The sequence below is a fragment of the Pedobacter sp. MC2016-24 genome, from assembly GCF_015223055.1.
Taxonomy (GTDB): Bacteria; Bacteroidota; Bacteroidia; order Sphingobacteriales; family Sphingobacteriaceae; genus Pedobacter.
In genome coordinates this window covers 131497-144316 of the sequence record NZ_JADFBX010000002.1, presented here as the reverse complement: position 1 = coordinate 144316, position 12820 = coordinate 131497, and the positions used below count along the sequence as shown (strand labels likewise).

Below are 12820 nucleotides of genomic sequence, written 5' to 3'. Positions count from 1 at the left end.
AACTTAAGCAACTACATAGCCCAGCATGTAACCATCCCTGGTTTTAAAATACTGTACTGTAAGTTCTGTTGTACCCCCAGGCAAATCAACCAGTGCATTCAGTTGTCCTTCGTCTTTCAATTTAAAAGGTTTGATGTGCATGTCCTGCTTAAACTCCAGACCTTTCCGCCCATTCCATTTATAAATGGCCTCCTTAGCACACCAGCATACGTAAAGCCCATTGATATTGTCACCAATCTGTTTTTGCGCCAACTCTACATCTGAGAGAAATTTATGCCTGATGCCTTTTATTTTATGTTTGATCAACTCGATATCTACCCCAACTTTTCTTTTTTTACCGATAATTACCGCAGCATAATCGTAGGAATGACTTAAGGAAATGTGATAATCCAGATCAACCAGGTAAGGCTTACCGTGTTCGTCCATGCGGCAATCGATATAATCCGAAGTGTTGAGCATGGTCCTCAGGAGTAAGCGGGTGCTCAGCCAGTGCAGCAAACGTTTACCATTGTTTAAAGAGGAGATGAAATCGAGTTCATGTTGCTTCAGTTGCAAACCAGAAACCAGTTCCTCTTCGCTTTCTTCGATCTTCCATACCGCAAGTATGGTATCGTCGTCAATATTTTTGTTAAAAACTACAGGCATCTCTATTTTAGAAAACAATGCAAAAGTATCTTAAATTAATCATAATTTCGTCGAAATACTTGAAACCTGCAAAAATCCCGCTTTTGAAGCGCTAAAATCGGATTTTGTTGTGTTAAAGACCTGACAACACCATTATATTTCAATACATCATGATCCTCTCCGATAAACGAATTCTGGAAGAAATAGATAAGGGTACAATTATCATTGAACCTTTCACAGCGGAATGCCTGGGTACGAACTCCTATGATGTACATCTGGGAAAATACCTGGCTACTTATAAAGACCGTGTGCTGGATGCCAAAGCACACAACAAAATTGAACATTTCGAAATTCCGAAAGATGGTTTTGTATTGCAGCCCGGAACGCTGTATTTAGGTGTAACGCTGGAATATACAGAAACACATGCACATGTACCCTTTTTAGAGGGAAAATCGAGTACCGGCCGACTGGGGATTGACATTCACGCCACTGCCGGAAAAGGCGATGTAGGCTTTTGCAATACCTGGACACTGGAGATATCCTGTGCCCAGCCTGTAAGAATTTATGCCGGCATGCCGATTGGTCAGCTGATTTATTTTGTGGTGGAAGGTAGTATAGAAACCATGTACAATGCAAAAAACAACGCCAAGTACAACAACAAAACAACCAAGCCCGTAGAAAGCATGATGTGGAAGAATAAATTTTAAAAAACACCTGTTTTTTAATTCCATAAATAAAGCCTCAATATTTGTATATTGAGGCTTTGTTATTTATGTCAAAAAATATGAAATCCAGATTCATTATCCCTATACTCTTTCTCCTGGGAGTAGTTGTGACACTCGCTTATACTGCAGACGATGACCCCTTCAGCCAGCTCCTGAAAAGGATGGATGAATACAACAAAAAATATGCGCAGGAAAAAGTTCACCTTCATTTAGATAAGCCTTATTACGCCATTGGAGATGACATTTGGTTTAAAGCTTATATCCTAAATGCTTCAAGCTCCGAACCTTCCGACATCAGCAAAGCATTATATGTTGAGTTGATCAATGAAAAAGACTCCATCAAAAAGCAAATTAAGATTCCGGTAAGTGGTGGTGTAAGCTGGGGAGATTTTAAACTGCCCGACTCTTTAAACGAAGGGAATTACAGGATCCGCGCCTACACCCAGTGGATGAGAAATGCCGGTCCGGAGTTCTTTTTTGATAAAACCATTAAAATCGGTAACTCCTGGGCCAATAAAGTATTTACCAGTACCAGCTATGCTTTCAGCAAACAGAACACGGCTGAAAAGGTGAGTACCAGGATCAAATTCACAGATAAAAATAATTTGCCTTACGCGGAAAGTGACGTCAGCTATGAAATTCGCCTTAACTCCAGGAACCTGGCTAAGGGCAAAGTGGTGACCAACGCCGAAGGGGAAGTAAATTTTGATTTCCTGAATACCCAGCCAACGCTATATAAATCAGGAAAAATTATTGCCACCATCACCCTGCCGAATAAACAAAAGACGGTTAAAGAAATTCCAATAGAAGCCACTTCCAACGCAGTCGACGTACAATTTTTCCCTGAAAGCGGTAATATCATTGAAGGGCTTCCCAACCGGATCGGCTTTAAAGCGGTTAATCCTGCAGGCCGCGGAGAAGACGTCAGCGGTACCATTCTGGACGATACCGGAACAGAAGTGAACAAGTTCAGCAGCAGTCACCTGGGCATGGGAAATTTCATCATCAATCCACAACCAGGACGGATTTATACGGCAAAAGTAAGCTTTAAGGATGGCTCTCAGCAAACCTTAAACCTACCTAAAGTTCAAACCAGCGGCTATATCCTGTCGGTTAACAACAACGGAGCTGATAAGCTCAACATCAGGATACTGATGAGTCCAGACCTGATGGGTGCCAAGCAACTTAAACTGGTTGCACAAAATAATGGCAATGTGTATTTTGTGAGCAAGCCAAACTCAGAAAAACAACTGATCAGTGCTTCCATTCCTAAAAAAGACCTGCCAGCAGGCATCATTCAGTTCACTTTGTTCAATGAAGCCAATGTGCCAATTTGTGAACGTCTTGCCTTTTCCAATAACCTGGACGAACGCATCAACACCAGTATTGAGGGATTGAAACCCAGCTATGCCAGAAGGGAAAAGCTGGACATCAGCCTCCTGAGCAAATTTGCAGACAAACCGGTACAGGGTAGCTTCTCTATCGCGGTAACCAATGCCTCGGTAGTGATCCCGGATCCTGAAAATGAAAGCAATATTTTTGCAGACATTCTGCTGAAATCTGATATACCAGGCTATGTTGAAAATCCAAACTATTATTTCTTAAACAGTGATGAAAAAACAGCACAGGATTTAGACAACCTGATGCTTACACAAGGATGGAGAAGGATTTTATGGAAAAATGTCATCAACAATGCCCCAGCGATCATTACTTTCCAGCCAGAGAAATCACTGGCCATTAGCGGGGTGCTGACCAGTTATGGCGGCAAACCCTTACCGAATAGCAAGGTATCTCTGTTTTCATCTTCAGGTGGTTTCTTTGCCGTTGATACTTTGACTGATGCCCAGGGACGTTTCAATTTTGATAAATTGATTTTTGGAGACAGCACCAAGTTTATCGTTCAGGGGCGTACCGGCAAGAACAAGAAAAACGTAGACATTAAACTGGATGTTGTAGCCGGACAAATTGTAACGCGCAATAAAAATACCGGCGATATAGAAGTCAATGTGAACGAGGCGCTGGCTGGTTATCTGAAACAAAGCAATAACTATTTTGATGAGCTGACCAAACGTGGATTGCTGGAACGCAGCATCATACTGAATGAAGTGAATATTGTAGAAAAAAAGAACCCCGCCAAAAACTCGAATAACCTGAATGGTGCCGGTCAGGCCGATTTTACCCTGACTGCCGAAATGTTGCAAAATTGCGTGACATTGTCGCAATGTTTACAGGGCCGCGTAGCTGGATTGATCATTGAAGGTGGGGTACCCTACCTGACACGGAATATGTTCTCCAGTATGTCGGGCAAAGTACCGATGCAGATTATACTGGACGGGATGAACGTAGGCTCGGATTTCCTGGACAACATTCAGCCCAGCGATGTGGAAAGTGTTGAAGTTTTAAAATCAATCAATTACACCGCCATTTATGGTTCACAAGGTGGTGGTGGTGTCCTGGTTATTACCACCAAAAGGGGTGGTGGATATTCTGGATCAACTTTTGCACCGGGTATCATTACTTATGCCCCGAAAGGATATTACCTGGGCAGAGAGTTTTACGCGCCTAAATATGATCCGGCTGTGCCAGATAATAAACCGGACCTTAGAACGACAGTATACTGGAAACCGAATCTCATCACCAATCCGGAAGGAAAAAGTGCCATCAGTTATTTCAATACAGATCAGGCCGGGCAATACCGAATTGTGGTAGAAGGAATTGACATGATGGGTCATCTGGCCAGAGCCGTATATACTTATGAAGTAAAATAAACACCTGCAATGAATACAATTAAAGTAACAGTAAAAGACCATTTAGCAATCATTACTCTGGACAGAGGCCGTTCAAATGCCTTAAACCGGGAGATGATCACTGAATTAAATGACATATTAGATAACATCAGTACAGATCCAAATATTGCCGGGGTGATCATAACCGGAAAAGAACCTTTCTTCTCGGCGGGCTTAGACCTGATTGAGCTTTACAGTTATACTGAAGCCGAAGCTGAATCGTTCTGGCACCTGTTTTTGAAATTCATTGCCAACATCACGGCTTTTAAAAAACCCATGGTTGCGGCCATCAATGGCCATAGCCCTGCTGGCGGTTGTGTGATTGCGCTGGCCTGCGACTACAGGATTATGGCCGAAGGCAAATATATTATTGGTTTAAATGAAGTACCTGTGGGCATTATTGTACCCAATAGCATTTTCCACTTGTATGCATTCTGGATTGGCACTGCCCATGCCTCCAGAAGTTTGCTGGAAGGCCGCTTGTTTAGTCCGGAAGAAGCTCTTGAAACCGGCCTGATCGATGAGCTGGTCAACCCTGCCACCATATTAACAGCTGCAGAGCGAAAAATACGGAAATATATGGCCATGGAACGCAATACCTGGGAACAAAGTAAACTCAGCATCAGGCGCGACCTGATTGCCATTACAAGTGCCGACCAAACGGAGGCCCTGGCCATCATGTTGAAACAATGGTGGGCACAGAGCACCCGTAGTATTTTAAAAACAATTATTGATAACCTGCAAAAGAAATAAGCCATGTTTAACGAACCTATGTTAAGAGATGATGCGCTGAAAGGCAAAACGATAGTAATTACTGGCGGTGGTACCGGGCTTGGAAGGGCCATGGGTACTTATTTTTTAACACTGGGCGCAAACCTGGTCATCACCAGCCGTAAAACGGATGTGCTCCAAAAAGCCGCAGCGGAGATGGAACAGGAAACCGGCGGAAAGGTGCTGGCTGTAACCTGCGATGTACGGGATTATGAACAGGTAGAAAATGTTTTAGCTGAAGCCCTAAAGGCTTTTGGCAAAGTAGACGGACTGTTAAACAATGCTGCCGGCAATTTCATTTCACCTACGGAACGGCTTTCTGCCAATGCTTTTTCCAGTATCATCGACATTGTACTGAAGGGCTCGGTCAATTGCACACTCGCCTTTGGTAAACACTGGATTAAAGAAAAACAAAAAGCAAGTGTATTGAACATTGTGACTACCTATGCCTTCACGGGATCGGCATATGTGGTACCATCAGCCTGTGCAAAGGGCGGTGTATTGGCGATGACCAGATCCCTGGCTGTAGAATGGGGTAAATATGGCATCCGTACCAATGCCATTGCACCCGGGCCTTTTCCAACTAAGGGAGCCTGGGAACGTCTTTTACCAGGCGACCTCGCCGAGAAATTTGACTTTAAAAACCGTGTTCCGCTAAAACGCGTGGGTGAACATCAGGAGCTCGCCAACCTTGCTGCCTTCCTGATCAGTGATTTCGCCGGCTATATCAATGGTGAAGTGATCAGCATAGATGGTGGTGAATGGCTGCAGGGTGCCGGTCAGTTCAACGGACTGGAAGCCATACCCAACGAGATGTGGGATCAGTTTGAAGCCATGACCAGGTCAGCAAAGGGGAGCTAAAGCTTCCCGGCTACCACCTGATTAAGGCACTTGCCCAGGTAAACCCGGAACCAAAAGCAGCCAGGCAAACCAGGTCGCCTTCTTTAATCTTACCGGCTTCCCAGGCTTCGCAAAGCGCAATCGGTACCGATGCGGCTGTGGTATTTCCATATTTTTGAATGTTATTGAATACCTTTTCATCAGGCAAGGCCAATAACTGTTGTACATATTGGCTGATCCGTAGATTGGCCTGGTGTGGCACCAGCAGGTCGATATCTGCAGGAGTCATGTTGTTTGCCGTTAGTGCCTCTTTAATAACTTCCGGAAACTTCACTACTGCTTTTTTAAATACCGCTGGTCCGTCCATATAAGGTAAAGCGGCTCCACTTTCTATTTGTTCGCTTGTCATGAACAGGCCGCCCAGCTCCTGATCGGGATAACCGGGTTTATCTTTAAGCCATTTGTTGGCACTGGCACCTGGGTAATACATGGCTAATATTTCAGCCTCAGCCCCATCACTGTGTAAATGTGTGCTTAAAATGCCCTGACCTTCTCTTTCTGCGGGCTGTAAAACTATAGCACCTGCGCCATCGCCAAAAATCACCGATACATTTCTGCTCCGGGTTTCGAAATCCATCGCAAAGGAATGTTTTTCACTTCCCACAACCAGGATATTTTTATACATGCCGGTCTTGATGAATTGATCGGCTACCGATAAGGCATATACAAAACCAGAACATTGGTTCCTGATGTCCAATGCGCCAATTTCTTTCATTTTCATTTCCCTTTGCAGCAATACTCCACAACCCGGAAAGTAATAATCAGGGCTTAGGGTAGCAAAAATGATAAAATCTACATCCTGAGCTGTAATTCCAGCGCGTTCAATGGCTATTTTGGCAGCTTCCACGCCCATTGTAGTTGTAGTTTCCTCCAGGCGATCTGCAAACCTGCGCTCTTTGATACCGGTACGTTCCTGAATCCATTCATCATTGGTATCCATAAAACGAGATAAATCGTCATTGGTATACACATTTTTTGGAACGTAATAACCTATTCCGGCAATCTTTGAACGCTGCATAATTATGGAGTTAAATACAAAATTTAAGCAAATTTAACTTTTAACTACAACATTATTTTGAAATTAGCTTATTTTTGTAAGATGTCAACAGAAACAAAAGAAGAAACTTTTACATTAGAAGAGATCCTAACCTCGTTAAAAACCGTTCACCGACTGATCCTTTGGAACGATGATGTAAATACTTTTGACCATGTGATCCATTGCATGATGAAATATCTTGACTATTCAGAAAACCAGGCTGAAAAAATTGCATGGGAAGTCCACAACAAAGGCAAATGTGCCGTATTGGAGGGATCCTTCACCGAAATGGAAGTCTACCGTAAAATATTACAACAGGAAGGCCTGACGGTTTCTGTAGACTAAACGATCTGATCGTTATCAAAAAATTCAACCAGCTCTTTTTGGGTAGCTTCGGTTTTGTCCTTCGCATACCAGCTGTGCAGTTTTTCTGCAAGAGCCATCATGTCCGTTTCTTCTTTTTTCCAATCTGCCAGCAAGCTTTGTAATACCTGCGGTCTCGGTCCCCATTTGGCAATCACCTCGCCGGCAGCACTCAATACCAATAACACCGGAATTGCTCTTCCCCCATTCGTCAAATGCGCATCGATCAGTGGTAAATTCTGGTCCCGTAAAACAAAACGTAAGTCAAAATGATTTGGAAAAGCACCCACTATCCGATCAAATAAAGGCACAATCTGGGCCGCATCGCCACACCATCCTTCAGAAATAACCAGTAAACGGTATTTATTTTTCACCCGACTTAACACCTCCAGCAAGGCCGCATTTAAAACTGCAGTTTTATCCACCCGGTTCATACGGGCCACATTCATTTTGGTATAATGCAGCATGGCGTCCGAATTGTCCGGGCCTGTCGTTTTGTGTTCTGCCAGCAGATTATCAATCAAAGTTCTGTAGTTTGAATAGCTGATGCCTTGTTCGGCGAAAATAGTGTTGTAATTGATCATATTTACCTGTAATAAAATAGTTACGACTAGTCTTTTTAAACTTCCTCACCGTTAATTTGTCCATCTTAAGCTAAACACACGATAGAAACCAAAATAAATGAAGAGTTATACTTGCAAAGTTCTGTTTTTAATATGCACAATTTGTACGATCACTGTAAAACTTAATGCTCAAACCCCTACCGACGGAAAGATTATTGCAAAAGTTATTGATGCACAAAGTAATGAAACCATCCCTTTCGCCTCTGCCATCCTCATCAACCGGAAAACCAAGGCTGTTGTAAAGGGTGCGCAGACTGATGTTAATGGAAACCTGATCCTTTCAGGCCTTCCAAAAGGCGTATTTACCTTTAAAGTGAGTTATGTAGGCTACCAGACGATGGTGAGGGATTCTGTGGCTATTACCGACACCCATAAAGAAGTCAATTTTGGCTCCATCAAAATGAAACCTGCTAAGGGAACCGCCCTGAATGAGGTTAAGGTAACTGCCCAAAAAAGCACCATGCAACTGGGCATAGACAAAAAAGTATTCGCTGTTGATCAAAGTCTGGTAAGCGAGGGCGGATCAGCTTCTGACCTCTTGCAGAATGTACCTTCTGTACAATCGGATATTGATGGAAATATCAGTTTAAGGGGATCTACCGGAGTAAAAGTACTGATTGATGGACGCCCATCTGTCATTGCAGGGGGTAACGTAGCCCAAATCCTGCAATCTATCCCGGCAAGTTCCATTGAATCTGTAGAGCTGATCACCAATCCTTCTGCCAAATACGATGCCGAAGGCCAGTCAGGCATCATCAACATTGTACTTAAAAAGAACAAGAAATTGGGTTTAAATGGATCAGTAGCGCTTACGGCCGGTAACCGGGATAACTATAATGCCAACACCAGTTTGAGTTTCCAGAACAGCAAAATCAACGTATATGGCAATTACAGCTATCGTTATGGCAACAGAATAGGTGGTGGTTACAGCAATATTACTTATGTAGATAATCCATTGGGTATTGCACAAGCCAATCAAAGCACCAGGGGCACTTCGACAGATAAAGGGCACAATGTGAAGGCCGGAATTGATTATAACATCGCGGCCAAAAGTCTGATCAGTTTATCTGGTGGCTTTAACCTGCGTGACAATGACCGGAATGAAAACCTGGGCATCAACCAATACAATAAATTGGGTAACCCGATTTCACTGAGCAACAGAAACAACATCAATAACGGATCTGGAGGTAGTTATGACCTGAACCTGGACTTTGTACAAAAGTTCAAGAAACCAAAGGAAGAGCTGACATTCAACTTCGGCTATTCTGAGGGTAATAATGACAATGACCAACGCTACAGCACCAACATTTACAACATCGGCGGAACTCCGGTAAATACCTTAGCAGATGTCCAGCTGAATACCGGAAATGGGATCAACAGCAGTTACAACATACAAACCGACTATACGTTACCTGTAGGCGCAGCCGGAAAAATTGAAGCTGGCTACCGCAGCCAGATCCGCCTGGCTGAAAACAATACCTTTTCTCAAAACTACAATAACCTGACCGATGAATACGATGTCAACTTTGCGCTGACCAATGACTTTAACAGCAAAGACCAGGTACATGCACTCTATTTAAATTACCAGAATCAGGTTAAAAATTTTGGTTACCAGATCGGTTTAAGAGCAGAAGATGCAACGCTGGACACCAAACTGGGGGTATATAACAAATCTGGTCAGTTGGACTTTGTCAACGGAAAAATCCATTATGAAAGGTTGTATCCAAGTGTGTTTTTAACGCAAAAATTTAAACAGGAACAGCAATTACAATTGAGCTATACCCGCAGGGTAAACCGCCCAAGAGGCTGGGATACCAATCCATTCCTCGATGTTTCCGATCCATTGATCTGGCGCCAGGGAAATCCCAACTTAAGGCCTGAGGATGTCCATTCCTACGAATTGGGCTACAGCAAGTTCTGGCCAAAAGTAACCTTTACGTCCAGTGTGTACATCCGGCAAACCAATGATGTGATCCAGCGGGTAAGAACCGAAGCTGACGCCAATGGGGTAACCATTGTTACACCACGCAATTTAACCAGGCAGGTATCCAGTGGCTTGGAGCTGATCACGCGTTACGATGTCATCAAAGCCTGGAACTTTACCGGAAACGTGAACCTGTATCAGCAAAGCATCAAAGGTGTACCAGCTTTCGGCATTGTGGAAAGCTCAGGCTTTAGCTGGAATGCCAATCTGACGAATAATTTCATCCTGCCTTACAACATCACGCTACAGGTAAAAGGGGATTACCGCTCTAAAGAGGTAATGGCCCAAGGGCGAAGAAACGCCATGTATGCTGTGGATGCCGGAGCCAAATATGACTTTAAAGACAAGAAATCATCGCTGAGCTTAAATGTACGCGATGTATTCAATACCCGGGCATGGAGCATGACCAGCTACGGTCCAAACTCCACCACCGACTTCAGGCGCTATATGCAGGGTACGATGGGTAGTTTAACCTACTCTTACCGCTTTGGACAAACAGATTTCAAAGCCAAAAGAACCAAGAAAAATGACCAGCAGGAAATGCGCCCGGATGAAGAATCTTTTTAAGTAACAGCTATTGTGAAACCCCAGTCTATTGCGCTCTTTCTGTTTCTGACTTTATGCACTGCCGGCGTTTTTGCCGCAGACAAGGGCCTCATTACAGGTAAAGTAGTGGAACAGATTGGTGGTTTGGCTGTGCCTTCGGCTGTCATAGCCATTTATGAGAGCGGTGCAGAACGTCCGCTGAGTACTACCTCCGCCGATGAAAATGGCGTATTTAAGTTCAATGCGCTCAAATATGGGACCTATAAGGTACGGGTCAGTTATGTAGGTTTTACCAGCCTGACCATCAATGAAGTGACCCTGACTGCGCAACAGCCGGAAAAAAACCTGGGCACCTTAAAACTGGCCAGTGAACAGAACAACCTCAACGAAGTGACCATTACCGCAGAAAAACCGGTGATTGAATTTGCAGCAGACATGATCACCTACAACGTTGACAAATCTATACTCGCAGAAGGCAGTACGGCCACCGATATTCTAAAAAATGTACCCATGGTACAGGTCGACATTGACGGCAATGCGACGATCGCCGGAAAGCGCTCTACACGGATCTTTATTGACGGGAAGCCTTCGGATTACATGACCTCTAACATTTCCGACCTGCTCAATGTTTTACCCTCGGATGCCATTGAGAAAATCGAGGTGATGACCAATCCACCGGCAAGATATTCTGCTGATGGCGAAGGCATCATCAATATTGTCATGAAAAAGGGATTCAAAATCGGATTTAATGGCAATGCTGGTGTGACCGCGGGCCTCCAGGGAAATACCAATATGAATACCAATGCCTCCTATCGCAGTAAAAATTATTCCTTAACCGGAAGTGCAGCCTACAGAAGCAATATCAACAAGAGCAGTTCACATGCCTACCGCGAAAACTTTGACCTGGTTAAAGACACGACTTTTTACTATGACAATTATGGCAACAACAAAAGCAATAGCAATGGCGCCAATTTTAGAGCTGGCTTAGACTGGGACATCAATCCGCAGCAAAATCTGCGCGTATCGTCCAACTTCAACACGAATAGCAATAACAGTCGCGCTGGCACCGATTTTAACTATTTGAATGAAGAACTTGCATTGAAGCGCCTGCGTCAGCAGATGAGTACCGCCGATGGTGCCAGCCATAACTTTGTGTTCAACGCCGATTACACCTTGAAATCGACAGAAAAAGGCGACAAGCTGAGTTTAGGACTCACGATCAACAGAAATGCCAGTGACAACTTCAGGCTTTTGGACCGTCACGAAATTTTCCCGGCCAATTCAAAAATAAAACCCTCCTTACGGGAAAACACGGATGACCTTGCCAACAGCGGTCTGACGCTCAATCTGGATTACGACCGCCCCGTATTCAAAAAGCGGGACCAACTGGAAGCCGGAATTCAGTTTAACCAAAGAAATAATGACAATGGCATGCTGGTACGCGATTTCGACTTCGATACAGAACAATATCTTATTGCCGAAAAACTCAGCAACCAGTTTCAGTATCATGAACGTATTCTGGCCGGTTACACTTCATACAACTACCGAGGCAAAGGCATAGGCATCAAAGCAGGGCTCAGGGCCGAGTTAACTGATGTAAATTTTGACATTTCTACCGGAAGCAATTACAACATTAAACCCTACCTCAGCCTCTTCCCTACCTTATCCATCAATCATTTTTTCAATAAGCGCTATAACATCGGGGCTACTTATAGCGTGCGCATCAACAGGCCGAGGGAAAATGCATTAAACCCACAGATTAACGACAACGACACCCTGAACATCTCTTACGGGAATCCTAAACTAAGTCCCGCCTATACGCATCAAATGGACATTAGTTTTGGTGCCTTTGGTGAAAAGTGGTCGTTTACCCCGCGCTTATCTTATTCCAGCAGCCGTGGGGTGATCGAACGCTATCGCGAAGTCAATATTATAAACGGAACAGCCTATTCCGAATCTACTTATTTCAATGTCGGCACCAATAACATCTTCGGGCTAATCCTGATCGGCAATTACCGGCCTGGTAAAAACCTTTCCACCAATGCCAATTTTACACTGAGTCAGAGCAATTACAGATCCAGCATGAATACTGCACTGAACAGGAAGGGGCTAAGCCTAAGGAGCGCCCTGGGTATTTCTATGCAGTTGCCACTAAAAACAGCTTTTGAAGCCAACCTGAACTACGCCAATAATGTGAACGCCCAGGGGCGGGCAAAAGGTTCCATAACCAGCAGCATGGCCGCGCGGAAAGTATTCCTTAAAAACCGGCTGAATGCCAGAGTTAGTGTATCTGATCCTTTTGGCAGGCGAAACAATACGCTCTTTAGCGAAGGCATCAATTTCAAAATGCAGAACTATACGAACAGCAATACCAGCAACCTGACTTTGAGCTTAAACTATCGTTTTACCAAAATAAAAAAGGTACCGCCCCCACCAGAAAGCAAATAGCAGAGAAAAAATCA

Annotated in this window: 10 protein-coding genes; 7 read left to right on the top strand and 3 right to left on the bottom strand. The window is 44.0% G+C overall.

What is annotated here, in order from left to right:
* Positions 1-3: 3 nt before the first annotated feature.
* A complete protein-coding gene (locus tag IM797_RS06250) occupies positions 4-645 on the bottom strand; it encodes a 4'-phosphopantetheinyl transferase superfamily protein (protein WP_194126253.1) in 642 nt (213 codons plus the stop codon).
* Between the two features lie 149 nt (positions 646-794).
* On the opposite strand from IM797_RS06250, the gene dcd reads away from it, so the two are divergent.
* From dcd to IM797_RS06230, 4 genes are all read left to right on the top strand, one after another.
* Complete coding sequence (gene dcd, locus IM797_RS06245) at positions 795-1331, top strand: dCTP deaminase (protein WP_194126252.1); 537 nt, start codon at positions 795-797, stop codon at positions 1329-1331.
* Between the two features lie 77 nt (positions 1332-1408).
* A complete protein-coding gene (locus IM797_RS06240) occupies positions 1409-4117 on the top strand; it encodes a carboxypeptidase-like regulatory domain-containing protein (RefSeq protein ID WP_194126251.1) in 2709 nt (902 codons plus the stop codon).
* 9 nt (positions 4118-4126) lie between these two features.
* Positions 4127-4888 (top strand): enoyl-CoA hydratase/isomerase family protein, encoded by a 762-nt coding sequence (locus IM797_RS06235; RefSeq protein WP_194126250.1) that lies wholly within the window; start codon positions 4127-4129, stop codon positions 4886-4888.
* A gap of 3 nt (positions 4889-4891) precedes the next feature.
* The gene (locus IM797_RS06230; RefSeq protein ID WP_194126249.1) at positions 4892-5767 is read left to right on the top strand and encodes an SDR family oxidoreductase; all 876 of its coding nucleotides are present in this window, start codon (positions 4892-4894) and stop codon (positions 5765-5767) included.
* Between the two features lie 10 nt (positions 5768-5777).
* On the opposite strand, the gene IM797_RS06225 is transcribed toward IM797_RS06230, so the two are convergent.
* Positions 5778-6824, bottom strand: a complete 1047-nt coding sequence (locus IM797_RS06225; RefSeq protein ID WP_194126248.1) for a 3-oxoacyl-ACP synthase III family protein — start codon at positions 6822-6824, stop codon at positions 5778-5780.
* 81 nt (positions 6825-6905) lie between these two features.
* Between IM797_RS06225 and IM797_RS06220 the strand changes: the two genes are divergently transcribed.
* Positions 6906-7187 carry an ATP-dependent Clp protease adaptor ClpS gene (locus IM797_RS06220; RefSeq protein WP_133575372.1) on the top strand — a complete coding sequence of 94 codons (282 nt, stop codon included), beginning with the start codon at positions 6906-6908 and terminating at the stop codon, positions 7185-7187.
* Here the strand turns inward: IM797_RS06220 and IM797_RS06215 are convergent.
* Positions 7184-7789 (bottom strand): thioredoxin family protein, encoded by a 606-nt coding sequence (locus IM797_RS06215; RefSeq protein ID WP_194126247.1) that lies wholly within the window; start codon positions 7787-7789, stop codon positions 7184-7186. The genes IM797_RS06220 and IM797_RS06215 overlap by 4 nt on opposite strands.
* A gap of 97 nt (positions 7790-7886) precedes the next feature.
* On the opposite strand from IM797_RS06215, the gene IM797_RS06210 reads away from it, so the two are divergent.
* On the top strand, positions 7887-10379 hold the full coding sequence (locus tag IM797_RS06210) for an outer membrane beta-barrel family protein (protein ID WP_194126246.1): 2493 nt from the start codon (positions 7887-7889) through the stop codon (positions 10377-10379).
* A 12-nt stretch (positions 10380-10391) separates the two neighbouring features.
* The gene (locus IM797_RS06205) at positions 10392-12806 is read left to right on the top strand and encodes an outer membrane beta-barrel protein (RefSeq protein ID WP_370583067.1); all 2415 of its coding nucleotides are present in this window, start codon (positions 10392-10394) and stop codon (positions 12804-12806) included.
* Positions 12807-12820 lie beyond the last annotated feature (14 nt).

Excerpts from the sequence above, each read along its gene's own strand:
- IM797_RS06210 (WP_194126246.1), top strand. The coding sequence starts at position 7,887 with ATGAAGAGTTATACTTGCAAAGTTCTGTTTTTAATATGCACAATTTGT.
- IM797_RS06225 (WP_194126248.1), bottom strand. The coding sequence starts at position 6,824 with ATGCAGCGTTCAAAGATTGCCGGAATAGGTTATTACGTTCCAAAAAAT.
- IM797_RS06220 (WP_133575372.1), top strand. The coding sequence starts at position 6,906 with ATGTCAACAGAAACAAAAGAAGAAACTTTTACATTAGAAGAGATCCTA.
- IM797_RS06240 (WP_194126251.1), top strand. The coding sequence starts at position 1,409 with ATGAAATCCAGATTCATTATCCCTATACTCTTTCTCCTGGGAGTAGTT.
- IM797_RS06230 (WP_194126249.1), top strand. The coding sequence starts at position 4,892 with ATGTTTAACGAACCTATGTTAAGAGATGATGCGCTGAAAGGCAAAACG.
- dcd (WP_194126252.1), top strand. The coding sequence starts at position 795 with ATGATCCTCTCCGATAAACGAATTCTGGAAGAAATAGATAAGGGTACA.
- IM797_RS06250 (WP_194126253.1), bottom strand. The coding sequence starts at position 645 with ATGCCTGTAGTTTTTAACAAAAATATTGACGACGATACCATACTTGCG.
- IM797_RS06215 (WP_194126247.1), bottom strand. The coding sequence starts at position 7,789 with ATGATCAATTACAACACTATTTTCGCCGAACAAGGCATCAGCTATTCA.
- IM797_RS06235 (WP_194126250.1), top strand. The coding sequence starts at position 4,127 with ATGAATACAATTAAAGTAACAGTAAAAGACCATTTAGCAATCATTACT.